This window comes from Pseudomonas sp. Nvir, from assembly GCF_963778085.1.
Taxonomy (GTDB): Bacteria; Pseudomonadota; Gammaproteobacteria; order Pseudomonadales; family Pseudomonadaceae; genus Aquipseudomonas; species Aquipseudomonas juntendi.
This window is the reverse complement of sequence record NZ_OY970405.1, coordinates 250,174-272,345: the sequence shown is the minus strand read 5'-3', so window position 1 is coordinate 272,345 and position 22,172 is coordinate 250,174. Positions and strand designations below refer to the sequence as shown.

At 62.9% G+C, this 22,172-nt stretch carries 21 protein-coding genes and 1 tRNA gene; 7 read left to right on the top strand and 15 right to left on the bottom strand.

Annotated features, from left to right (window positions below; translation table 11 throughout):
- The first annotated feature begins 139 nt into the window (after positions 1-139).
- Entirely contained in the window at positions 140-1,324 is a 1,185-nt protein-coding gene (gene desA, locus AACG97_RS01500; RefSeq protein WP_115293233.1) for a delta-9 fatty acid desaturase DesA, read from the top strand.
- A 99-nt stretch (positions 1,325-1,423) separates the two neighbouring features.
- A complete protein-coding gene (locus AACG97_RS01495) occupies positions 1,424-2,452 on the top strand; it encodes a GGDEF domain-containing protein (protein WP_029884782.1) in 1,029 nt (342 codons plus the stop codon).
- A 21-nt stretch (positions 2,453-2,473) separates the two neighbouring features.
- On the opposite strand, the gene AACG97_RS01490 is transcribed toward AACG97_RS01495, so the two are convergent.
- The 3 genes from AACG97_RS01490 to gabD all read right to left on the bottom strand — a co-directional run bounded on the left by AACG97_RS01490 (position 2,474) and on the right by gabD (position 6,774).
- The gene (locus AACG97_RS01490) at positions 2,474-3,736 is read right to left on the bottom strand and encodes a response regulator (protein ID WP_009682218.1); all 1,263 of its coding nucleotides are present in this window, start codon (positions 3,734-3,736) and stop codon (positions 2,474-2,476) included.
- Between the two features lie 135 nt (positions 3,737-3,871).
- Positions 3,872-5,149 carry a 4-aminobutyrate--2-oxoglutarate transaminase gene (gene gabT, locus AACG97_RS01485; RefSeq protein WP_029884784.1) on the bottom strand — a complete coding sequence of 426 codons (1,278 nt, stop codon included), beginning with the start codon at positions 5,147-5,149 and terminating at the stop codon, positions 3,872-3,874.
- A gap of 182 nt (positions 5,150-5,331) precedes the next feature.
- On the bottom strand, positions 5,332-6,774 hold the full coding sequence (gene gabD / locus AACG97_RS01480) for an NADP-dependent succinate-semialdehyde dehydrogenase (RefSeq protein ID WP_009682215.1): 1,443 nt from the start codon (positions 6,772-6,774) through the stop codon (positions 5,332-5,334).
- 314 nt (positions 6,775-7,088) lie between these two features.
- On the opposite strand from gabD, the gene AACG97_RS01475 reads away from it, so the two are divergent.
- From AACG97_RS01475 to AACG97_RS01465, 3 genes are all read left to right on the top strand, one after another.
- A tRNA-Arg gene (locus tag AACG97_RS01475) sits at positions 7,089-7,165 on the top strand.
- 161 nt (positions 7,166-7,326) lie between these two features.
- Positions 7,327-9,057 (top strand): dipeptidase, encoded by a 1,731-nt coding sequence (locus AACG97_RS01470; protein ID WP_197885524.1) that lies wholly within the window; start codon positions 7,327-7,329, stop codon positions 9,055-9,057.
- A 220-nt stretch (positions 9,058-9,277) separates the two neighbouring features.
- Positions 9,278-9,715 carry a CBS domain-containing protein gene (locus tag AACG97_RS01465; protein ID WP_009682213.1) on the top strand — a complete coding sequence of 146 codons (438 nt, stop codon included), beginning with the start codon at positions 9,278-9,280 and terminating at the stop codon, positions 9,713-9,715.
- Between the two features lie 6 nt (positions 9,716-9,721).
- Here AACG97_RS01465 and AACG97_RS01460 read toward each other — a convergent pair whose 3' ends face one another.
- The 5 genes from AACG97_RS01460 to AACG97_RS01440 all read right to left on the bottom strand — a co-directional run bounded on the left by AACG97_RS01460 (position 9,722) and on the right by AACG97_RS01440 (position 14,085).
- Positions 9,722-10,360 (bottom strand): hypothetical protein, encoded by a 639-nt coding sequence (locus tag AACG97_RS01460; RefSeq protein WP_009682212.1) that lies wholly within the window; start codon positions 10,358-10,360, stop codon positions 9,722-9,724.
- A 68-nt stretch (positions 10,361-10,428) separates the two neighbouring features.
- A complete protein-coding gene (locus AACG97_RS01455; RefSeq protein WP_009682211.1) occupies positions 10,429-10,671 on the bottom strand; it encodes a DUF2789 domain-containing protein in 243 nt (80 codons plus the stop codon).
- A 180-nt stretch (positions 10,672-10,851) separates the two neighbouring features.
- Positions 10,852-11,484, bottom strand: a complete 633-nt coding sequence (locus tag AACG97_RS01450) for a LysE family transporter (protein ID WP_009682210.1) — start codon at positions 11,482-11,484, stop codon at positions 10,852-10,854.
- A 103-nt stretch (positions 11,485-11,587) separates the two neighbouring features.
- On the bottom strand, positions 11,588-12,175 hold the full coding sequence (locus AACG97_RS01445; RefSeq protein WP_009682209.1) for a mechanosensitive ion channel family protein: 588 nt from the start codon (positions 12,173-12,175) through the stop codon (positions 11,588-11,590).
- A complete protein-coding gene (locus AACG97_RS01440) occupies positions 12,175-14,085 on the bottom strand; it encodes an ATP-binding cassette domain-containing protein (protein WP_009682208.1) in 1,911 nt (636 codons plus the stop codon). Before AACG97_RS01440 ends, AACG97_RS01445 begins: the two co-directional genes overlap by 1 nt.
- Positions 14,086-14,135: 50 nt before the next feature.
- Here AACG97_RS01440 and AACG97_RS01435 point away from each other — a divergent pair, with 50 nt between their 5' ends.
- A complete protein-coding gene (locus AACG97_RS01435) occupies positions 14,136-14,618 on the top strand; it encodes a TIGR02444 family protein (RefSeq protein WP_009682207.1) in 483 nt (160 codons plus the stop codon).
- Here AACG97_RS01435 and AACG97_RS01430 read toward each other — a convergent pair.
- Positions 14,594-15,595, bottom strand: a complete 1,002-nt coding sequence (locus tag AACG97_RS01430; RefSeq protein ID WP_125855089.1) for an AlgP family protein — start codon at positions 15,593-15,595, stop codon at positions 14,594-14,596. The two genes, AACG97_RS01435 and AACG97_RS01430, sit on opposite strands and share 25 nt — an antisense overlap.
- Positions 15,596-15,865: 270 nt before the next feature.
- On the opposite strand from AACG97_RS01430, the gene AACG97_RS01425 reads away from it, so the two are divergent.
- A complete protein-coding gene (locus tag AACG97_RS01425) occupies positions 15,866-16,504 on the top strand; it encodes an FKBP-type peptidyl-prolyl cis-trans isomerase (RefSeq protein WP_197885527.1) in 639 nt (212 codons plus the stop codon).
- A 9-nt stretch (positions 16,505-16,513) separates the two neighbouring features.
- On the opposite strand, the gene AACG97_RS01420 is transcribed toward AACG97_RS01425, so the two are convergent.
- From AACG97_RS01420 to hemC, 6 genes are all read right to left on the bottom strand, one after another.
- Positions 16,514-16,984 carry an Rsd/AlgQ family anti-sigma factor gene (locus tag AACG97_RS01420; RefSeq protein ID WP_009682203.1) on the bottom strand — a complete coding sequence of 157 codons (471 nt, stop codon included), beginning with the start codon at positions 16,982-16,984 and terminating at the stop codon, positions 16,514-16,516.
- A gap of 230 nt (positions 16,985-17,214) precedes the next feature.
- The gene (locus tag AACG97_RS01415; protein WP_197885528.1) at positions 17,215-17,721 is read right to left on the bottom strand and encodes a disulfide bond formation protein B; all 507 of its coding nucleotides are present in this window, start codon (positions 17,719-17,721) and stop codon (positions 17,215-17,217) included.
- 221 nt (positions 17,722-17,942) lie between these two features.
- A complete protein-coding gene (locus AACG97_RS01410) occupies positions 17,943-19,181 on the bottom strand; it encodes a heme biosynthesis HemY N-terminal domain-containing protein (RefSeq protein ID WP_125855090.1) in 1,239 nt (412 codons plus the stop codon).
- Complete coding sequence (locus AACG97_RS01405; protein ID WP_047150044.1) at positions 19,178-20,278, bottom strand: uroporphyrinogen-III C-methyltransferase; 1,101 nt, start codon at positions 20,276-20,278, stop codon at positions 19,178-19,180. The genes AACG97_RS01410 and AACG97_RS01405 overlap by 4 nt, the downstream gene beginning before the upstream one ends.
- A 45-nt stretch (positions 20,279-20,323) precedes the next feature.
- Positions 20,324-21,091: a uroporphyrinogen-III synthase gene (locus tag AACG97_RS01400; RefSeq protein WP_009682197.1), complete on the bottom strand. Its 768-nt coding sequence runs from the start codon at positions 21,089-21,091 to the stop codon at positions 20,324-20,326.
- Entirely contained in the window at positions 21,088-22,029 is a 942-nt protein-coding gene (hemC, locus tag AACG97_RS01395; RefSeq protein WP_009682196.1) for a hydroxymethylbilane synthase, read from the bottom strand. Before hemC ends, AACG97_RS01400 begins: the two co-directional genes overlap by 4 nt.
- Positions 22,030-22,172 lie beyond the last annotated feature (143 nt).

Sequence of the window (22,172 nt, the reverse complement as noted above, 5' to 3'; positions counted from 1 at the left end):
GGATAGCCCATTGAAAAGAAAGGGGCATTATAAAGGCTGAAACATGTCGTGACCTCCTGTCTGAACAGGTTGACTGGTTTTATTTCCCCACCAAGGGATAATCGACCCTTCCCCCCGCATTTCGAGGGCATTTACATCTATGTGGTACAACGGCCTGCTCGACTTGTCGGCCTGGCAACTGGTCGGCATCACCCTGTTGATGACCCACGTGACCATTGTCAGCGTCACGGTCTACCTGCATCGCTACTCTGCGCACCGGGCCCTTGAGCTCAACGGCGCGCTCAAGCATTTCTTCCGCTTCTGGCTGTGGCTGACCACGGCGCAGAACACCCGCGAGTGGACGGCGGTCCACCGTAAGCACCACGCCAAGTGCGAAACACCCGACGACCCGCACAGCCCTGTGCACAAAGGCCTGAGCACGGTGTTGCGCAAAGGCGCCGAGCTGTATCGTGAAGAGGCCCGCAACCCAGACACCCTGCGCATCTACGGCAAGAACTGCCCTGATGACTGGATCGAGCGCAACCTTTACTCGCGTTACAAATTGGGCGGCATCGCGTTGATGGCCGTGATCGACCTGCTGCTGTTCGGCACCCTCGGTATCACCATCTGGGCGGTCCAGATGATGTGGATCCCGTTCTGGGCTGCCGGTGTCGTCAACGGCCTGGGCCACGCGTTCGGCTACCGCAACTTCGAATGCCGTGACGCGGCCACCAACCTGGTGCCGTGGGGCATCGTGATCGGTGGTGAAGAGCTGCACAACAATCACCACACCTACCCCAATTCGGCCAAGCTGTCGGTCAAGCGCTGGGAGTTCGACATGGGCTGGGCGTGGATCCGCCTGTTCTGCCTGCTGCGCCTGGCCAAGGTGCAGCGTGTGGCGCCGATTGCCCATCGGGTGGAAGGCAAAGGTAGCCTGGACATGGACACCGCCATGGCGATCCTCAACAACCGCTTCCAGATCATGGCCCAGTACCGCAAATTGGTGATCGCCCCACTGGTAAAGCTGGAACTGGCGCGTGTCGACGCCTCGGTGCGCCACCACTTCCGCCGTGCCAAGCGCCTGCTATCCCGTGAAACCAGCCTGCTCGAAGACCGCCACCATGTGCGCATCGAATCGATGCTTGCGCACAGCCAGGCCTTGAAAACCATCTACGAAAAGCGCCTGGCCTTGCAGCAGATCTGGGCCCGCACCAGCGCCAACGGCCATGACATGCTGGCCGCCATCAAGGACTGGGTACACGAAGCCGAAACCAGTGGTATTCAAGCCCTGCGCGACTTCGCGGCACAGCTGAAAACCTATTCACTGCGCCCGACCGGCGCCTGATCGCCGTTGATCGGCACGCCCCAGCATGGGGCGTGCCAGCTGGAACTTCCCCACCTCGCCCCCACTCAAACCCCGCACATCGCCCGCGTGGCGGGCAGGATGCTGGCCGCACGCTTTCACGTCGAGACTCGCTACGTGCACATGGCCAAGAATATTCCAATGACATCGCCAGGCCCGGTACCACCGGGAGCCGCCCGCACTTTACTGGCGCTCCTTCATGCGCAAGGTGAAGTCGCCCGCCTGAGCGAACGCGAACAGCTGTTCAGCTCGTTGCTCGAGAGTGTCAACGCGGTGCTCTGGGCCTTCGATTGGGAAACACGCGAAGTGCTGTACGTAAGCCCCGCCTACGAGCGCATCTTCGGCCGCCCGGCCAGCCTGGTACTGGCCGACTTCAACGAGTGGCGCGACAGCATCTACCCCGACGACCTGGAATACGCCGAGCGCAGCCTGGCCCAGGTGCTGCTCAAAGGCGCGGTCGAGGACCGCGAGTACCGTATCATCAATGCCGACGGGCAAGTGCGCTGGTTGAGCGACAAGTGCTACATCAACCAGCAGCATGACGGCGACCGCGTGATCATCGTCGGCATTGCCGAAGACATCACCGAGAAAAAGCAGCTGGAAGGCGAGTTGCAGCGCCTGGCCACCATTGACGTGCTGACCCAAAGCAGCAACCGCCGGCACTTCTTCGAATGCGCCCAAGCGGCGTTTGACAGCGCCCGGGAAAACGGCACGCCGTTGGCCTTCCTGTTACTGGACATCGACGACTTCAAACAGATAAACGACAGCTATGGCCACCAGGAAGGCGACCAGGTGCTGCAGCACATCGCCGACAGCGGCAAGGCTGTGTTGCGCCGTGGCGACCTGTTCGGGCGTATTGGCGGCGAAGAGTTCGCGGCAGTCTTCCCAGGGTGCAGTGCCGAGCTGGCCGGGCAGATAGCCGAGCGGCTACAGCGGCAGATTCAGCGTTTGAGCTTCAGCCATGGGGCGCACACCTACGGGGTAACGGTGAGCCAGGGGCTTACCGGGTTGACCGCTGAAGATGTGGCGCTGGACAGCCTGTATGCCCGCGCCGATGCGGCGATGTACCAGGCCAAGCGGCAGGGCAAGAACCAGATCGTGCGCGGTTGAACCCCCTTACGCCTGCCCGGCTCAAGGAGCATCGTCGGCTTGTATCGGGCCTTCAGCCGCGGGCTGCGAACTGGTTTCGGGGTTCTCCACCTTGCGCAACCGGGTCAGCTCCGGCAAGCCCATCTTCAGCAAACGCGCCGTCTTGCCACTGGCAATCTTCGCCAGCCCCTGCCCAGCCGGTAGCCGCGCCAACTGCCCGGCCAGGTTCATGGCCAGAATATCGCGCGAGTACACCCCGCCACCGAGTTGATAGATCGCCGCGATCAGCTCGCGTAAAGCCAACGGCAAGCGCCAGCGGGTGCGCAGCGCCGAGCCGAATGCGGCACCGAACTCGTTGAGCGACAACTGGACCTTGTCTTCGTCCAGCTCGCCGCCCGCCAGGCGCCATTCCTGCAGGCAGCGCAGCACCGCCAGGTCGCCCAGGCAATGCAGCAACCCTGCGCAATAGCAAAGCCCTTCGTCCAGCGCCAGCAGGCGCGCCAGCGTACGGCCATATTCGGCGGTGTGCAGGGACAAATCCCAGTACTGCGCCGCATGCTGCGCCAGCAAGGGGTCGCTGAGGCGGGCACTGCGCTTGAGGGTCATGCCCAGAATCAGGTTCATGCTTTGCGTGCTGCCCAGCTTGTTCAGGGCTTGCAGCAGGGTTTGCACCGGTGCTTCACGGTGCAGCGCTGCGCTGTTGGCAGCCGCTATCAGCACCGCGGTCACTTGCGGGTCACGGCAGACTTCTTCTTCCAGCACTTTCAGGTTCAGGCCCTCAGGGTTCAGGGCTCGCTTGATCGCCACCTGCAAATCGGCCAGCAGCGGCCCGCCATCGGCAGTAGCCCGGCGCTGTTCGAGGTAAGCGCGCAGGCTGGCACCGGGCTGCAAGGGCGGCACCGGGCAGGCGATTTCTTCGCCCACGCCCAGCAGCAACTGTTCCAGGCGCTTGCGCAGGTTACCCAGGTTCAGGGGCTTGCTCAGGTACGCCGTGGGGTGCAGCGGCAGGGCTTCACGCACACTCGCACTGTCGCTGCGGTTGCTCATGAGGATGAACGGCAACCCCGACCCTTTGGCGCGTACTTTGCGCAGCAGGTCGAGGCCGTCGATGCCAGCCAGCTCACGTGCTGCAATGATCAGGTCCGGCTTGGCGGCCAGGGCGCTGAGCGCTTGCGAGCCGTCGGCGCAGACCTGAAGGCGGGCATCGCAGCGAACGCTCAGCAGCATCTCGCTGAGCATGTCGCGTACCCATGGGTCGCCTTCGACGATCAGTACGCTCGGTGGGGTGGGCTCTGCAGCGTTCATCGCCAACTACTCCTGTAAATCCTTGCCTCAGCCTTTTACAACGTGCTGGGCGCATCATCCAACAACCATAGCCTCCGACGCATCACCGGGCATAAAAAAACCCGCCGAGGCGGGTTTTTTCTGAAGCGCATCACATCAGGCAAGTTCAGCGAAGCACTCTTCGATGATGGCCAGGCCTTTGTCCAGCAGCGCGTCTTCGGCGGTCAGCGGAACCAGAATCCGCAGAACGTTGCCGTAGGTGCCGCAAGACAGCAGGATCAGGCCTTTTTCGCGGGCTTTGGCCACAACCTGGCCAACAGCAGCGGCGTCAGGAGTGTGGGTGCCTTTCTGGAAGACTTCGACGGCAATCATCGAGCCCAGACCACGAACGTCGCCAATGATCGGGTGCTTCTTCTGGATTTCACGCAGGCCGGTGGTCAGGCGCTCACCCACTGCCTTGCTGCGGTCCAGCAGTTTCTCTTCTTCGAACACTTCGATCACGGCCAGGGCTGCGGCGCAAGCGATCGGCGAGCCGGCGTAGGTGCCGCCCAGGCCACCCGGAGCGATAGCGTCCATGTACTCGGCCTTGCCACATACACCGGCCAGCGGGAAGCCGCCGGCGATGGACTTGGCAAAGGTGGTCAGGTCAGGCGCAACGCCCATCTGCTCCATGGCGAAGAAGGTGCCGGTGCGGCCAGCGCCGGTCTGAACTTCGTCGGCGATCAGCAGGATGCCGTGCTGGTCGCACAGGGCGCGCAGGCGCTTCATCAGCTCTTTAGGCGCTGGCAGGAAGCCGCCTTCGCCTTGTACAGGCTCCAGGATGATTGCAGCGATGTCGCGTGGCTCTGCGTCGTTCTTGAAGATGCGCTCGACCGAGGCGATGGCGTCGTCAACGCTCACACCGTGCAGCTCGCTCGGGAACAGGGCGCGGAAGATGCCGCCTGGCATCAGGCCCATGCCTGCGGAGTACGGCACGACCTTGCCGGTCAGGCCCAGGGTCATCATGGTGCGGCCGTGGTAGCCGCCGGTGAAGGCGATAACGCCGGCACGGCCAGTGGCGGCACGGGCGATTTTCACGGCGTTTTCAACGGCTTCCGAGCCGGTGGTGACCAGCAGGGTCTTCTTGTCGAAGTCGCCTGGGACCAGCTTGTTGATCTTTTCGCACAGCTCGACGTAAGGCTCGTAGGCCAGCACCTGGAAGCAGGTGTGGCTGACCTTGGTCAGCTGCTCTTGCACGGCTGCAACCACTTTCGGGTGCAGGTGGCCGGTGTTCAGCACTGCGATGCCGCCGGCGAAGTCGATCAGTTCGCGGCCTTCAACGTCGATCACGGTCGAGTTCTTCGCGCTGTCGACGAAGATCGGGTGAATCTGGCCAACGCCACGCGGGACGGCAGCTACACGACGTTGCATCAAGGATTCGTTGGTCTTGCTCATAATGCCCTCATTGCGCCGACAGTAATGGCGCTTTTATTCGGGGGTGGCTGGGAGTGCTCGCGAACAGTATTCGTTGATCGACTGCCACAAGCGCCCTGGCCACCAGGTACTGCAATGTAAAAAAGGCCAGCGAGACGTCGCTCTCGCGCCCCGCTGGCAGAGGTAAAGCCGTTACCGTGCGATCAAACGCTGATGCACAGGTATTTGATTTCGAGGTAGTCCTCGATACCGTACTTGGAACCTTCGCGGCCCAGGCCAGAAGCCTTGATGCCACCGAATGGCGCCACTTCGTTGGAAATCAGGCCGGTGTTGATACCCACCATGCCGTACTCCAGGGCTTCGGCAACACGGAACACACGGCTCATGTCGCGGGCGTAGAAGTACGAAGCCAGGCCGAATTCGGTGTCGTTGGACATGGCGATGACTTCGGCTTCGTCCTGGAAGCGGAACAGCGGCGCCAGTGGGCCGAAGGTCTCTTCCTTGGCGACAGCAGCAGTTTTCGGTACATCAACCAGGATGGTCGGCTCGAAGAAGTTGCCTTCGATCAGCTTGCCGCCGGACAGTACCTTGGCGCCTTTGGAAACGGCGTCTTCGATGTGCTCCTGAACCTTGGCGACAGCCTTGCCGTCGATCAGCGGGCCAGTGGTGGTGCCATCTTCCAGGCCGTTACCGATCTTCAGCTTGGCCACCGCAGCCGCCAGCTTCTCGGCGAACGCGTCGTAGACGCCGTCCTGCACGTAGATACGGTTGGCGCAGACACAGGTCTGGCCGTTGTTACGGTACTTGGAGATGATCGCGCCCTCGACCGCCTTGTCCAGGTCGGCGTCGTCGAACACGATGAACGGGGCGTTGCCACCCAGCTCCAGGGAAACCTTCTTGATGTCCTTGGCGCATTCTTCCATCAGCTGGCGACCGATTTCGGTCGAGCCGGTGAAGGACAGCTTGCGTACCAGGGAGTTGCCGGTCAGTTCGCCGCCCACTTCACCAGCGCTGCCGGTAACCACGCTCAGCACGCCAGCCGGGATACCGGCACGGTGGGCCAGTTCGACCAGGGCAAGGGCGGAGTACGGGGTTTGCGAAGCAGGCTTGAGCACCATGGTGCAGCCAGCGGCCAGGGCCGGGCCGGCTTTACGGGTGATCATGGCAGCCGGGAAGTTCCACGGGGTGATGGCCGCGGTTACGCCGATTGGCTGCTTGATGACGATCAGGCGCTTGTCTGGCTGGTGGCCCGGAATGGTGTCGCCATAAACACGCTTGGCTTCTTCGGCGAACCACTCGATGAACGAGGCGGCGTAGGCGATTTCGCCCTTGGCTTCGGCCAGCGGCTTGCCTTGTTCGGTGGTCATCAGGCGAGCCAGGTCGTCCTGGTTCTCGATCATCAGTTCGAACCAGCGACGCAGCTTGGTCGAGCGCTCTTTGGCGGTCAGGGCACGCCAGGCCGGCAGGGCCTTGTCGGCAGCTTCGATGGCGCGGCGGGTTTCCGCGGTGCCCATCTTAGGCACGGTACCGATGACTTCACCGGTGGCCGGGTTGGTCACCTTGATGGTCTGGCCATTGTCCGCATCCAGCCACTCACCGTTGATGTAGGCTTGCTGGCGGAACAACTGAGCGTCTTTGAGCTGCATGTCGGCTTCCCGAATTGTTGATTGTTGAAAAGCGCCCAAGGCAGGGCATCGAGCGTTTGAAATCTCAAACGAATGCTAAGCGGCTGCTGGGGTGTTGGACAATAGGCTGTTCGAAAAAAAGAACGAATGGTTGAACAGCCTGGCGGAAAAGTCATCATTTGCGTACTGGCAACCGGCCCTTTCGCGGGCACGCCCGCTCCCACTGGGTGGAAGCGGCTTCAGCCGCGAACCGGCCGGCACAGGCAACCGGGAAAAAGGCTACAGATCAAGGCGATGGACGCGACCGGCGCAGATGGGTATCATGCGTGCGCGTTGCACTCGTAGCTCAGCTGGATAGAGTACTGCCCTCCGAAGGCAGGGGTCGTGGGTTCGAATCCCGCCGAGTGCGCCATATCAAAAAGCCCTGGGCCTGTGCCCGGGGCTTTTTCATTTGTGCGACATGTCGCGTTTCTGGCACTCCCGTGCCACTGGCCATTGATGTTAGCGTGGGCGTCCTCCCGTTGCTCCAACGGGTACCCCATAACAATCCATGGCGAAGGAATGCGCGCAACCATGCACCTGAAAAAACTCACCGCCACCACCCTGTTGCTGGCCAGCATCGGCCTGTTCACCCAACCGGCCCAGGCCAACCTCACTCAGCAACAGGCCGCGGCAATCGTCAAAACCTTCGACGGCAGCGACCCGCGTGACTTCAAGCAGTTCCTCGGCAAGCTCAAAGGCAGTGACCTGGCCAAGGCCGATAACCTTGAGGCGACACTGCAGGCCTACCTGAACGGCAAACCGCTGGCCGCCGGGCAACAGGACGAGATCAACCGCCTGCTTGGCCTGTATACCCGCATCAAATACGGCAAGGCTGCCACTGAAACCCTGCGCGAACTGGTGGCTATTCCAACCTACAACGTCGAGGGTACGCCGCAGTACGAAAACCCGGCGTTCCTGAAAATCGCCGACAAGATCAAAGCACTGGCCGACAGTTTCGGCCTGGCGTTCCGCAACATCGATAACCGGGTTTACGAAATTTCGCTCGGCAGCGGCAAGGAAGTGATCGGCATCCATGCCCACGCCGATGTGGTGCCGGTCAATCCGGACAACTGGAAGCTGGCCGACGGCACCCGCCTGGACCCGTTCAAGGTCACCCTGGTTGGCGACCGCATGTATGGCCGCGGCACCGAAGACGACAAGAATGGCATCGTTGTCGCGATGTATGCGTTGAAAGTGGCCAAGGACGAAAACCTGCCACTGGCCCGCCAATTCAAGCTGCTGATCGACACGACGGAAGAAACCAGTGGGGATGCGATCCCCTATTACTTCGAGCGCAACCCCACGCCTGATTACAACCTGGCGCTGGATGGCGGCTACCCGGTGGTCATTGCCGAGAAGGGCTACGGTACGATCATGGCCAGCTTCAGCAAACGCCCGGCCACGGGTGAAGGTGCTGAAATCATCAACCTGACTGGCGGGCTGGCCACCAACCAGATCCCCACCACCTCGGTCGCAACCCTGGCCACCGACAACCCGGCAGCACTCGCCAAACAACTGCAGCAAGCCGGCGCCGGGTATGTAAAGCAGCACGGTGGTGACTTCAGCATCGACGCCAAGGCCGACGGCAAGCAGGTGGTGCTGACAGTAACCGGGGTTTCCGCGCATTCCTCGGAGCCGGAGTCCGGGGTAAACCCGGTTGCACGCATGCTCGACTTCCTTGCTGGCGTGGGCCAGCAAGTACCGCTCAAGCACAACCAATTCACCGACGCCGCCCGCTACGCTGCCGACAACTGGGGCCTGGACTACCTGGGCAACAAGCTGGGCGTGGCCTTCAAAGACCCGTTCATGGGCCCGCTGACCGCGTCGTTGACCTATGTAGGGGTGGCCGACAAAGGGTTGAAACTGGCGGTGAACCTGCGCATTCCCAAGGGCAAGCCGCTTGCCACCATCAAGGACGAACTGGCCACCAGACTGGACAAATGGACCCGGCAGAGCCGCACCTCGGTGGCCTTCGACCATAGCCTGGACGAACCGATGTATCGCAACCCCGAGGGCGAGTGGGTGAAGGCTCTGCTGGCGGTGGCCAGCGAGAACCTGGGCATGAAGCATGAGTTCGGCACCTCGGCGGGTGCCACGTCGGTACACGACCTGCCCAATGGCGTGCAGTTCGGCCTGGCCATGCCAGACGTGAAGTACACCGGGCACAACGACAACGAGTTCAAGACGGTAGAGCAGTTCATGCTGGACCTGCAGGTCGTCAGCGAAATGGTCGCGCGGATCGGGCAAATGCCGAACCTCTGATCGGCTGCACCGGTAAAGCCGCTCCCATAGGGTGCATCACAGGCTCTGAGGCCAATGACACACCTGTGGGAGCGGCTTTAGCCGCGAAGAGGCCCGCATAGGCGCACACCGATGACGTTTTTCAATCGACTCCATGCCGTTTCCTGCATTGCCGTGCAGAGCGCCGTACCGGATGCTTTAGTTACACCGAGACAGCGCTTTTCCACCCGCAGAGGCCCGTATGAAGACCGTCGAACAAATCCTCAAGACCAAGTCCCAGCACCAGACCGTGTACACCATCGGCCCGGATGACTCGGTGCTCGACGCCCTGAAAATGCTGGCGGAGAAAAACATCGGTGCACTGCCGGTAGTCGAGGGCAAGCAGGTGGTGGGTATCGTCAGTGAGCGCGACTATGCACGCAAGCTGGTGCTCAAGGGCCGCTCTTCTGCCGCCACCCCGGTACGGGAAATCATGAGTGCACCAGTGGTCACGGTCGAGCCCAGGCAGAACCTCGAGTACTGCATGAACCTGATGACCGACCGCCACCTGCGCCACTTGCCGGTCGTGAGCAATGGCGAGCTGCTAGGGCTGTTGTCGATCGGCGACCTGGTGAAGGAAACCATTGCCGAGCAAGCCAGCCTGATCAAGCAGCTGGAGCAATACATACGCGGCGAATAAGCGCTTTCAGTGGTAGCCGCGCTCCAGTTCGTCCAGCTGGTGGTCAAAACTGCGCAGGCGCGCCGACCAGGTGTAGACCAGCACTTCGAGGTCGCGATTGAGCACAGCGGTATTGCCATGCCCGCTTTGCGTGGGTTCGCCCAGGTCCAGCTGGTAGCGCTCGCGGGCCATGGCCTGGGCCACGCTGGACAGGTCGCGGGCGTTGGCCAGCCAATGATGATGGTGGTCGTGGATTTCGCGGTCGAGCACCCGGCACTGGCGCTTCAGCGCATCAAGGCTTTGCTCCAGCGGGGTGCCCTTGAGTTCGCCCATGACCTCTTCGAAAGTGCGCCCCGAATGCCAGTAGCTCCCCCAGAAATAACGATCGAAGACCGTTTCGACGCGGCGTAGCGCAACTTTGGTGTTCCAGATGGTCAGCAACGTGCGCCCCTGGATCACTTCGCGCTTGTTCAGGTGCAACTGCTGCCAGGCGACCCAGGCCAGCGCCACCACGGCGACAGCCACGGTGACCGCGGCGGCGGCGTAGAGGAACTGCACCGCCTGGTTCAGTTGATGCGCCTGCCTGATGCCGTAGAAGTAACTGGCCGTCAGAATGCCCAGGATGGAAACGGAGCACCAGAAACCTGATACGTAGGGATCTTTCATCGCGCTATCCCCGGTTGTTTTCCTGAGCATAGCAACGGCCATTCACTCGTCAGGTGCCGCTCGGCGCTTTATTTTTTCAGGGGGTGAAGCGCCTCGTTGAGTTGGTCGATCATCGGGATCCAGTCGTCATCGGCGATGTATTTTTCTTTCAGGAACGCGCGCTGCGAGTCGCTCCAGAAAGGCGCATCTACCAGTTTCACATCGTCCTCGAGCGGTGAGTGTGTCGTGATAAAGCGGTCGATTTCGACCGGGTCGTCAGACAGCCCCAACTGTTTGAAGATTTCCGACAAAGGATGAATCGGCTTGTCCATGTTTCCTCCTCGGTGCCGGGGCGTGCATCGAAGCTGCCGGCCCGGCATGGGTTGAGAGCACCAGTTGCAAGTTCGGCTCCATGCTCATGTGAAACGGATGATCGTGATCATCCGCCCCCTGATAGACAGCACCCCGACGGACAAGACTCGATCGAACCTGCATTTATCGCAGCGCGCCTGTCAGACGGGTGCGCGGCGCAAGGTCGCCAGGAACGCCGCCGCACCGATGAACAACCCGGCAAACGTGCGGTTCAAGCGCTTCTGCTGCCTGGGAGTACGCAACAGGCGCAATACCCGTGCGGCCAAGCCGGTGTAGCCCGCCATTACCAACAGGTCGACACTGACCATGGTCAGGGTGATTGCCACATACTGCGGCAGCAGCGGTGCATGCGGGTTGATGAACTGCGGCAGCACCGCAAGCATGAACACCAGCGCCTTGGGGTTGCTGACGTTGACCAGGAAACCGCGGAACATCAGGCTCAACGGCCTGCCGATGGGGCGCACGCCCGACTCATCGGTCATGGCCATTGGCAGCGCACGCCATTGCTTGTACGCCAGGTAAACGAGGTAAGCGACGCCAAACCACTTGATGAACTGGAACGCCGTGGCCGAGGCGGCCAACACGGCGCCCACGCCGGCGGCGATGATGGCGATTTGCAAAATCAGGCCCAGTTGCAGGCCCAGGGCATTCCAGTAACCGCGCCAGAAGCCGTATTGCAGGCCACTGGACATCGAGGCAATCGCCCCGGCGCCAGGGGAAAGGCTGATCACCCAGCAGGCGGCAAAAAAGCCCAACCATACTTCCATCGACATCACACACCTCGCTCGCACTAATGTTGCAAAAGATTAAGCTAAGGTGTTGGTGAAAATATGACCAGCAAATTTTGCAGAATTTAGCGTGCTTGTGCGGGCTGTGTCAGTCCGCCTCGAGCAACACGTCCTTGTGCATGGCCTGCACTTCGGCCCCCCGCCAGCGCCGCACCGACTTCTGGAAGAACTGGCTGTTCGGCACCTGCACCAATGCCCCGCCTGCCTCGGGCACTTCCAGCAGGGTAGTGAACAGCAGGTTGATGGCGATTACCCGGCCCTTTACGCCCGGCTTGTCGAGGGTGTCGACCAGCTCGACCACATCACCAATACGAAACGGCCCGACCGTGAAGATCAGCACCGCGCACAGCAGGTTGGACAGTACGCTCCACATGGCGAAGAACGCCACCGCCGCCACCGCCACGAAACCGGACAGGGCCGTCCACAGCACCGTTGCCGAAACCCCCAGGCGCTCCAGCACGAACAGCAGCGCGCTGCCCATGATCAACCAGCGCAGGCCACCGCGCACGGGCACCAGCAACTCCGGTGGCAAGGGGTAGCGCTGGCCCAGGCGGCTGAGGCCACGGGCCACGATGCGCTGCAGGACAAAAGCCACCGCCAGGATAAGGAGGATCTGCAAGCCCAGCCATAAGGTGTCCATCCACTGCCCAGGCAGCAACCCACGCAGCTCCTCCATCAGGACAGCGCCTCAAGCTCGGCTTGCATGCTTTCGAGGGTTTCCAGCGCTTCCATCCAGCCCTCTTCCAGCTCCCCTTCACGTTGCTTGAGCTTGGTCTGGCGCGCCAGCAGGTCACGCAATTGATCCTTGCGCGCCGCATCGTAAAGGCCGGCGTCGCCCAGCGCCGTCTCGATTTCGGCCAACTGCGCGTGCACCTGATTGAGCTCGGCTTCCAACTTGTCAGCGGCCTTCTTGTGAGGGGCCAATTGCTGGCGCAAGGCCGCGGCGGCCTGGCGCTGGGCTTTCTTGTCGGTCTTGTCCGGGTTGACCGGCGCAGTACTGGCCGGCGCGCTGCGCTGGCGATACTCGACCAGCCAACGGCTGTAGTCGTCCAGGTCACCGTCGAAGGTGTCGACCTTGCCGTCAGCGACCAGCAGGAAGTCGTCGGTGGTGCTCTTGAGCAGGTGACGGTCGTGGGATACCACTACCACGGCGCCGGCGAACTCCTGCAAGGCCATGGTCAGCGCCAGGCGCATTTCCAGGTCGAGGTGGTTGGTGGGTTCGTCGAGCAGCAGCAGGTTCGGCCGTTCCCAGGCGATCAGCGCCAGCGCCAGCCGTGCCTTCTCGCCACCGGAGAAGTTCACCACCGGCTCGTCGCAACGGGCGCCATGGAAATCGAAGCCTCCCAGGAAGTCGCGCAGGGTCTGCTCGCGCTCGGCGGGGGCAATGCGCTGCAAGTGCAGCAGCGGGCTGGCCTTGTCGTCCAGCGAGTCCAGCTGGTGCTGGGCAAAATAACCCACGGCCAGGTTCTCGCCGCGGACCAGCCGGCCGGACAACGGCGCCAGCTCACCGGCAAGGTTCTTGATCAGCGTCGACTTGCCTGCGCCATTCGGGCCGAGCAGGCCAATACGCGCGCCCGGGGTGAGTTGCAGCTTGACCTTGTCGAGGATGGCTTTGTCGCCATACCCCAGGCGGCCTTCGGACATGCTCAACAGCGGGCTGGAAATTTTCTGCGACTCGCGGAAGACGAAGTCAAATGGCGAATCGACGTGCGCCGCCGACAGCTCCTCCATGCGCTCCAGGGCTTTGATCCGGCTCTGCGCCTGGCGCGCCTTGGTGGCCTGGGCCTTGAAGCGGGCGATGTACTTTTCCATGTGCGCGCGCTGCGCCTGCTGCTTCTCGTAGGCCTGTTGCTGTTGCGCCAGGCGTTCGGCACGGGTGCGCTCGAAGGCGGTATAGCCGCCCTTGTAGAGGTTCAGCTTGCGCTGCTCTACATGCAGCACATGGTCGACCACGGCATCGAGGAAGTCACGATCGTGGGAAATCAGCAGCAGCGTGCCAGGGTAGCCCTTGAGCCAGTCTTCCAGCCACAGAATGGCGTCGAGGTCCAGGTGGTTGGTGGGCTCGTCGAGCAGCAGCAGGTCGGACGGGCACATCAGCGCCTGGGCCAGGTTGAGGCGCATACGCCAGCCGCCAGAGAAGTCACCGACTCGGCGGTCCATCTGCTCGTTGGTAAAGCCCAGGCCGGCCAGCAGCTTGCGGGCGCGAGCGTCGGCGGTGTAGCCGTCAGCGCTTTCCAGCTCACTGTGCAGGCGCGCCAGGGCGGTGCCGTCGTGCGCTTGCTCGGCAGCCGCCAATTCGGCCTGGACCTTGCGCAGGCGCACGTCACCGTCGAGCACATAGTCCACGGCCAGGCGATCGAGGGTATCAACCTCCTGGCGCATGTGGGCGATGCGCCAGTCGCCGGGCAGCTGGCAGTCGCCGGCATCGGGCGACAGCTCACCGCGCAGCAAGGCGAACAGGCTGGATTTGCCGGCACCGTTGGCGCCGATAAGACCGGCCTTGTGACCGGCGTGCAGGGTCATCTCGGCGCCTTCTAGCAAGCGCTGCGGACCACGCTGTAAAGTGAGGTTGGATAGTCTGATCATGATGGTCGCGGAGTCTACCAGCTTCCTCGGCCCATAGCGCGAGTGGAACCATGCACACCGACCTGTGGAATCACGCCCTGGCCTTGTACGCCAGGCCTGGCGTAGAAGCCGCCTGCCTTGAACTGCAAACACTGGGTGGCGATGTCTGCCTGCTGCTGTGCGCCACGTGGTTGCAGGCGCGTGGGGTTGCCGTGACGGACCAGCGCGCGCAGGCATTGCACGGCATTGCCGACCCCTGGCAACGGACAGTGGTCACCCCGCTACGCGACCTGCGCCAGCAATGGCGCGCGGCAGCACAGCTGGATAGCCGGCTGGCACTTGTGCGCGAGCAAGTGAAAGGGTTGGAATTACAGGCAGAAAGAGCGTTGCTGGAACGCTTGCAAGAACGTGCCCAGCAGTGGCCCGCGGACTCTGCTGAGCCCACGGGCGACTGGCTGGCCCGGCTGGTGCCGGACCAGGGCCGACAACATGACGCGTTGCTGCAGCTACGCGCCGCGGCTGCAGCGCTTCAGGACGCCGAAGACGGTGCCTGAGCAGGCGTGCTGGCCGGCGCCGATGGCGCTACCGAAGTGGCCGAGTTGGCATCAGCGGCCGGAGTGCTGGGGGCAGGTGTAGCCGGTTTGGCAGCGGCTGGCTTGCTGGCGGCAGGCTTGGCAGCCGGTTTCGCTGCGGTACGTGCTGGCGACTTGGCTGCAGCTGGCTTGGGCGCAGGTTTAGCGGCGGCTGTTGCTTTGGCGACTGGCTTGGCTGCGGGTTTTGCGGCGGCAGTGGCCTTGGCGGCTGGCTTGGACGCAGGTTTTGCGGCGGCAGTGGCCTTGGCGGCCGGCTTGGCCGCAGATTTTGCGGCGGCAGTGGCCTTGGCGGCTGGCTTGGCCGCAGGTTTAGCGGCGGCAGTGGCCTTGGCGGCTGGCTTGGCCACAGGTTTCGCGGCAGCAGTGGCCTTGGCGGCTGGCTTGGGCGCAGGTTTTGCGGCGGCGGTGGCCTTGGCGGCTGGCTTAGACGCAGGTTTTGCGGCGGCGGTGGCTCTAGCTGCTGGCTTGGCTGCGGTAGTGGCTCGACCGGCTGGCTTGGTCGCCGGCTTGGCAACAGCTGGCTTGGCCGTTTTGGCTGCACGCTGGTCAAGGGCCTTGGTCGCGGCTTCACGCACTTTGCCTACACCTTGGGCCAACTTGATGCTGTCTTGGGCATCGCGCTTGAGTTGCTGAATGTAGGCGCGCGTCTGGGTTTGACGCTCCTTGAGGGAGTCCAGCAGTTCTTCAAGTTCAGCGCTGGCTTTTTGCGCTTTGGTCTGTGCCTTGGCTTTACCGGCCTTGGCTGCACCTTGCAGTTTCAAGCGAGCGTTGTGCAGTTTTTCCTGCGCTTTGCCACGCTGCTTTTCCAACTTTGCCAGCAGTTTTTCCGCATCAGCCAGCGCTTGCGAGCAGGCTTCTTCCAAATGTTCGAGCAAGCTACCCGAAAGTTGCTGGAGCAGGTGTAACGGCGTACTTACTGGCTTCTTTTTGGCCGACATGGTTTACCTCCTGGCTGACGAGAGTGCGGCTCATACTATGCTTCTGCTGCTACCGCCGCTAGGGCATGTTGACCGTAATAGTTACGCCGCGTTGCATGCCTGGGCAACGTTGTAAGCTTGCAGCTGCGGGTAAGTGTAGATGCTGGACAAAGCCTTGCCGCGCCGCTGCCCTGTTGCGACTCAAAGCCGCACCCACGCAAAGCCGCGAAAAAGCCAATACACATATTCAACACTGGCATACTTCCACGCTCATTGGCGCAGGAACTGACCATGCCTCGATTTCTTGTTTTAGGTTTATGCCTGCTGGCGCCCCTCGCCCTGGCCGACAGTGATGAACGCGATCTCGCCTACAGCCTTGGGGCCAGCCTGGGCGAGCGGCTGCGCCAGGACATGCCGGGCCTGCAACTGGATGCCTTGGTCGATGGCTTGCGCCAGGCCTACCAAGGGCAGCCGCTGAAGCTCGACAAGGCACGCATGCAGGCCGTGCTGCAGCAGCATGATGCACAGGAAAGCGATGACCAGGCGCAAAAGCAGCAAGCGGCGGAAAAACGCTTCATGGCTAATGAGCGGGGGTGTTTTGGCGTGCATGAGTTGCCAGAGGGCGTGCTTTACAACGAGCTGCAGGCAGGAAGTGGCGCGCAGCCGAAAGCCGGTGGCAAAGTGCAGGTGCGCTACGTAGGCAGGTTGCCGGACGGCTCGGTATTCGACCAGAACCAGACGCCACAGTGGTTCAGCCTGGGTTCGGTGATCGAGGGGTGGCAGGTAGCGTTGCCGCAGATGCACGTCGGCGCCAAGTGGCGCCTTGTCATTCCATCCGCACAAGCCTATGGGGCCGAGGGCGCAGGCGACTTGATTCCACCCTATACCCCCTTGGTATTCGAGATCGAACTGCTGGGGGTTGGCGACTGACGCCAACCATCAGGCCTGTACCGCGCCCTCTTCCTTGTGCGCGTTGTGCAGCACTTCGATCAGGCAGTCTTCCAGTTCGAAGCGCTCATGCAGCAGGCCACCGAGCTTGCCCAGTTTTTCGCCAAAGCGCTCTGTGTCCTTGCACTCAGCTTTCGCACAATGGTCGTTGAAAGCCAACGCGATCTGCGTGATGTCATTAATGCGTGGGTTGATCTCTTCGGCCAGCTTCAGTGCCTTCTCGTCACCGAAAGCCTTGGCTTCCCTGACCAGCTGCTCGCAGACCTCGAAGTGCCACGCCGAACAGTAGTCCACAAGCAGGCCACAGAAATCCCCGTTCGTATCCTTGTCGGCGAAGGCCAGCTCTTTGGCGCGCAACGCGCGGAAAGACTGCACCAATTCCTTGCGCTCCTCCAGCCAACGATCAATAAGTTCGTGAACCCCACCCCAGCGTTCCTGAGCGTTCTGACAACTATCGAGCATGGCGATCTCTTCCCTTCTGGGTAGATGCCGCTGCACCTCGCGCTGCGAAGGCGCGCACAAAGGTGATATCAGCAGGACGGCATCGAGCAGTTGTGTTTTGAGTATCCGTGCTGCGAGATTATTCCCGCACGTGTTGCCCTTCAAGGTACGCAGTGGACAAACTTCATACAAGTGTTTAATACCGTGTTACATGGCCATTGGTCATTCTGATGACTCAACCTTGCGCCTGGTCAAGTGCCTGCCAGCGTGCGGAAACGATACGCCAGCAGGCAACTCGCGGGCAGCGCCGCCAGCAGCAGGAAAGCCAACAGGCTCCACTCGGGAAGGGTCAGGTCGAGAAAACTCCAGCTCAGCGCGCTGCACTCCGGGCCGCCGAATAGCAGTTGCCGGGCCGCCTCCACCCAACCCTGCTCGAATACACGCCCGATCGGCAGCGGGCATGCATCTACAACCCTTTCAGCACCCTGCAGCCAGACCTGCCGCGCGGCCAGCGCCGCCCCGCCCAGCGAGCAGGCCAACGTCGCCCATGCGTAACGCCGCAGGCCACGTGCACGCGGTGCCTGCAGCACGCTGGCCAGGCTCAGCAGGGCATACAGGGCTAGCAGCAACCGCTGGCTCAAGCGCAACGGGCATGGCACCAGCCCAAGCATGTTATCCAATTGGAAGGACGCAGCCAGCACTGCCAGTGCGGCCAGGCAAGCAGGAAGAAACAAGGTGCGCAAACGGGCCAGCAGCATGGGTGGTGAAGGTCCCGGGATGAGAGTGTGGCCTGGAACGGTAGAGGAAAGACGGGCTTTGTTTCAAGGCGCTACAGCAACGACAAGTCGCTGAAACGCGTAAGAAATTTCCGTCTATTCAATAGGAGGCGACTGAGGACTGGGAATGCAGATTCAGCATGCAACGGAAGATAAATCACCAGCCCCCATAGCCCGCGCCTTGCCGCGGGCTATGGGGTAGGTCAGGCGCGTACGCCTTCTGGCAGCGGCAACGCCAGCAGGCGTTCGTCGAGCAGGCCAAGGCCCTCCTGGAACAGTTGGTTGCTGCGCTCCGTCTCACCCAGGCCGGCGAGCAGGCGCGCCAGTTCGGCGCAGGCCTCGGGGTTGCGCTCCATGCGCAGGCTGCTTTCCAGGTAATCGCGCGCCTTGCCCCACAGACGGTTCTGCAGGCTGAGGCGGCCAAGGGTGAGCAACAGGCTGGCATCTTGTGGGTGGTCTTTGAGCCAGCCTTCGGCGGTTTGCAACTGGCGCACCGGGTCATCGCCACGCACCAGGCCATACAGGCGAGCCAGATGGCTTTCGTAGTTCCGCTTGAGAGCCGTGCGCAATGCCTGTTCGGCATCACTCTCGGCACCTACCTGGCGTAGCTGTTCAGCGTAGGCCAGCACGAGTTGCGGCTCCTGACGCTGGGCGGCAGTCAGTTGCTGCCAGGCGCGCTCCAGGGCCTGCCGTGCACTTTGCGCGTCCTCGCCACGGGTTGTCGCCAGGCTCAGGTTCTGGCCCCAGGCGCGCTGCTCGAGGGCAGCAAGCTCGGCGGCCGGTAGAACCTTGCCCTTGCGCAGGTCGGGCAACAGGCGAATCAAGGCGGACCAGTCACCGCGCTCCAGGTACAGGCGCTGCAACAGCCGCAGGACCTGGCTGTTGTGCGGGTGGCGCTCCTGCATGGCCAGCAAGGTCTCCAGCGCGCCATCGCATTCACCCCGGTCCATCTGCAGTTGGGCATGGGTCAGGGCAATGGCCAGTTCTGCCTGTGGCTGGCGCTCCAGGGCACGCTCCAGCAAGTTGTCGCTGTCTTGGCTGCGACCTTGCTCGTTGGCGGCACGCGCTGCACCGAGGTAGTACAGCAGGGGATGGCGCTCGGCCTCCGCGGCACGATGCAAATGGCGCTGGGCGCTGGCCCAGCGACCCTCGGCCAGGTCCAGCTGGCCCTGTTCGATTGCCAGGCGAATACGCCGGCGGCGGTTGCGCCGCGACCAAGGGTTGACCACGCCGCTGGAGGTCAGCAACAGCCCCACCAGGTAGCGCAGCAACCACAACACCAGAACGACCGCCAGCAGCCCACCCAACGCCGCCCACAGCCCCGATTGATAACGGAAACCACCGTAGGAAACCAGTACGTAACCGCTGTGCTTGGCGACGGCGACACCCAGCGCAGCAGCGACCACGATGGCCAGTACGGCCAGCAGGTAGACTCGCTTCATGGCTTGCCCCCCTCGGCCTCAGCCGGCAGATGGCGGCGCTGAATGTAGGCCTGCACGGCTGCCAGGCTCTCGCTGAGGTCAGGGGTGACCACCGACACTGGCTGCTCGGCCAAGGCATTCAGGCTGTCGAGCATGGCCTTGCTTTGCGGGTTGTCGGCATTGAAGTTGGCCAGCAGCACGCTGCGGGCATCATCCAGCGCCTGGGTATAGACCTTCGCGTCGCCATTGAGCGCCGCCCACTGGGCCTGCTCGATGGTCAGGCTCAATGCCAGGCGCAACTGGTTGAGTTGCTGCCCGGCCAGCAATGGGCGCACGTTTTCGTCGGCATTGAAGTCAACCTGGAAATACTTGGAGATTTCCGCCCACCACTGCGACAGGCGGCTGACACCGTCGCCATCGGCGGTCAAGGCGCCGAGGGCATCGGCATTGCTGTCGAACTCCGGCGACTGCGCGCTCAGTTGCTGGACCAAGTCACGCTGCGCAGCCAGCTTCAGGAACAGGCCCGTGCGGTCTGGTTGCTGGGTGCTGTTGAGCGTGGCCAGGCTGCGGTTCAGTTGCTCGCGGGCGGCAAAGGCACCTGGGTCGCTCTGCTCGCGCAGGATCTCGTCGGCACCTTCGACCAGGGCCTTGGCGCTGGTGATGTCCTGCAAGGCCGACAGGCGCAGGGTAGCCAGGCGCAGCAGGTGCTCGGCTTCTGCCAGGCGCCACTCCTTGCGGCTTTCGCCGAGCACGGTTTCCAGGCGCTGGCTGAGGCGCTGCTGGTCGCCCTGCAATTGCGCTACCAGCCGCCGGCGGTCTTCCAGTTCGCTGGCGGCTGGCAGGCTGGCCAGTTGCGCACTGATCTGCTGCTCACGCTGTTGCAAGGCCTCGGCGCGCTGGTTAAGCGCCTCGATGTGCTGGCCCTGGTCGAACTCGCTGCCTTGCAGTTGACGCACCTGCCAGGCACCCCAGCCACCTACCGCCACCCCGGCCGCGCCGAGCAGCAAGGCCAGCGCAGCAAGGCCATTGCCGGAGCGCTTGGCAGGCGGGGTGGTAACGGGATCCGCCGGCGTTTGCGCCGACGGCTGATCGTTATTGGACAAGACAGTCTCGCTCACGTATCCATCCTTTGCATGGGGGCGCATCGCGTTCAGCTTAGCGCCTTAAGAGGCAGGTGCAGTGCAAGACTGCACAGCTGCCAGCAAGGCCGCGGCACTGGCGCCACGGCAATCCACAACCTGTTGGGCCCCAGCGGCCCTGGCCTGCCCGGCTACCCGCGGGCTCGGCACGAACAACGGCAACCGGGCCAGCTGTGGCCAATCGGCGCCAGCCAGTTGCTGCAAATGTTCCAAACCCTGCCCACTGCTGACCACCAGGCCATTGAGGCGTTCCGCTTCGATGCGGCGCATCAGCGTGCCTGCGGGGTAAACCGGCAGGCAGCGACGATACAGTTCCAGATAATCGACACTAGCACCTTGCTCTGCAAGACGCTCTGCCAGCAGTTCGCGACCTCCAACGCCGCGAACGATCAATACCCGCGCTGCTGGCACGGCAACCGCCTGGCGCAGTGCCGGCAGCATCAGCAGTGCTTCGCTGTCGTCGCCACGCGGCGGGCAATTCACCCTCAGACCCGCCTGCTGCAACACTGCGGCAGTGGCCTCGCCTACGGTGAACCAGCCTTGAACGGGCGGCTGCAGGCTGGCGTTGGCCAACTGTTCCAGCAACAGCCGTGCAGCTGGCTTGCTGACCACGATGATCGCCTGGAAGCCACCAAGGCCCTGCAGCAACGCGCGCTGCCCAGCCTGGATTTGCACGGGTTCGATCTCCAGCAACGGCAGGCAGTGGCTGGCCACCCCCGCTGCCGCCAGGCTTTGCGCCAGCGCCGCACAGTCCTCGGCAGGCCGGGTCAGCAACAGGCGCCATTGGCTCACGGGTGGCCGGCCTCGCCATAGACCTCTTTGAGGATGGCCTCGGCACCCTGCCCCAGCAGATGTTCGGCGACCTCTACACCAAGGGCCTCGGCAGTTGCACGGGGGGCCCGGGCATCGGCCACCAGCAGGGTGCCGCCACTCGGTTGGCCGACCAGGCCGCGCAACCACAGTTGGTCGCCTTCCAGCACCGCGTAGCAAGCGATCGGCACCTGACAACCGCCGTTCAGGCGCTTGTTCATGGCGCGTTCGGCCACCACCCGGTCAGCCGTGTCATGGTGGTGCAGCGGCGCCAGCAAGGCATGGATCGCGTGGTCGGCGCTACGGCATTCGATGCCTACCGCCCCCTGGCCACCGGCAGGCAGGCTGTCGTCGACACTGATGGTGGCGGTGATGCGGTCTTCGAAACCGAGGCGGATAAGGCCGGCGGCCGCGAGGATGATGGCGTCGTATTCGCCGGCGTCGAGCTTGGCCAGGCGGGTGTTGACGTTGCCGCGCAGGAAGCGGATCTGCAGGTCGGGGCGACGCGCCAGCAGTTGGGCCTGGCGGCGCAGGCTGGAGGTGCCGACCACGCTGCCGGCAGGCAACGCTTCAAGGCTGGCAAAATGGTTGGAGACAAAGGCGTCACGTGGGTCTTCCCGCTCGCAGATGCAGTACAGGCCCAGCCCCTCGGGGAAGTCCATGGGCACATCCTTCATCGAATGCACGGCGATGTCGGCTTCGTTGTCCAGCAGGGCGGTTTCCAGCTCCTTGACGAACAACCCCTTGCCACCGATTTTTGCCAGCGGCGCGTCGAGCAGCTTGTCCCCGCGGCTGACCATGGGCACCAGGGTCACCCGCAGCTCAGGGTGGGCCTGCTCAAGGCGGGCTTTGACGTATTCGGCCTGCCACAGGGCCAAGGCGCTTTTACGGGTGGCAATGCGGATTTCGCGAGTGGACATGAAACGCCCCGATCCAGAGAAATGCCGTGGATCATAACAGCATCGCAAGGATCGCTAGCAGATGTGGATCAGCTAAGGGCCCCTTCAGGGCTGCCCTGCACCCTGACGGTGGGGCCGACCTGCCGGCCAGCAAGGGCCCAGCC

Coding starts and splice junctions, on each gene's coding strand:
- desA (WP_115293233.1), top strand. CDS start 140: ATGTGGTACAACGGCCTGCTCGACTTGTCGGCCTGGCAACTGGTCGGC.
- AACG97_RS01470 (WP_197885524.1), top strand. CDS start 7,327: ATGCACCTGAAAAAACTCACCGCCACCACCCTGTTGCTGGCCAGCATC.
- AACG97_RS01445 (WP_009682209.1), bottom strand. CDS start 12,175: ATGGAGGAGCTGCGTGGGTTGCTGCCTGGGCAGTGGATGGACACCTTA.
- AACG97_RS01420 (WP_009682203.1), bottom strand. CDS start 16,984: ATGCTCGATAGTTGTCAGAACGCTCAGGAACGCTGGGGTGGGGTTCAC.
- hemC (WP_009682196.1), bottom strand. CDS start 22,029: ATGTCCACTCGCGAAATCCGCATTGCCACCCGTAAAAGCGCCTTGGCC.
- AACG97_RS01435 (WP_009682207.1), top strand. CDS start 14,136: ATGCACACCGACCTGTGGAATCACGCCCTGGCCTTGTACGCCAGGCCT.
- AACG97_RS01450 (WP_009682210.1), bottom strand. CDS start 11,484: ATGTCGATGGAAGTATGGTTGGGCTTTTTTGCCGCCTGCTGGGTGATC.
- AACG97_RS01465 (WP_009682213.1), top strand. CDS start 9,278: ATGAAGACCGTCGAACAAATCCTCAAGACCAAGTCCCAGCACCAGACC.
- AACG97_RS01490 (WP_009682218.1), bottom strand. CDS start 3,736: ATGAACGCTGCAGAGCCCACCCCACCGAGCGTACTGATCGTCGAAGGC.
- AACG97_RS01430 (WP_125855089.1), bottom strand. CDS start 15,595: ATGTCGGCCAAAAAGAAGCCAGTAAGTACGCCGTTACACCTGCTCCAG.
- AACG97_RS01460 (WP_009682212.1), bottom strand. CDS start 10,360: ATGAAAGATCCCTACGTATCAGGTTTCTGGTGCTCCGTTTCCATCCTG.
- AACG97_RS01425 (WP_197885527.1), top strand. CDS start 15,866: ATGCCTCGATTTCTTGTTTTAGGTTTATGCCTGCTGGCGCCCCTCGCC.
- gabT (WP_029884784.1), bottom strand. CDS start 5,149: ATGAGCAAGACCAACGAATCCTTGATGCAACGTCGTGTAGCTGCCGTC.
- AACG97_RS01440 (WP_009682208.1), bottom strand. CDS start 14,085: ATGATCAGACTATCCAACCTCACTTTACAGCGTGGTCCGCAGCGCTTG.
- gabD (WP_009682215.1), bottom strand. CDS start 6,774: ATGCAGCTCAAAGACGCTCAGTTGTTCCGCCAGCAAGCCTACATCAAC.
- AACG97_RS01455 (WP_009682211.1), bottom strand. CDS start 10,671: ATGGACAAGCCGATTCATCCTTTGTCGGAAATCTTCAAACAGTTGGGG.
- AACG97_RS01415 (WP_197885528.1), bottom strand. CDS start 17,721: ATGCTGCTGGCCCGTTTGCGCACCTTGTTTCTTCCTGCTTGCCTGGCC.
- AACG97_RS01495 (WP_029884782.1), top strand. CDS start 1,424: ATGCTGGCCGCACGCTTTCACGTCGAGACTCGCTACGTGCACATGGCC.
- AACG97_RS01410 (WP_125855090.1), bottom strand. CDS start 19,181: ATGAAGCGAGTCTACCTGCTGGCCGTACTGGCCATCGTGGTCGCTGCT.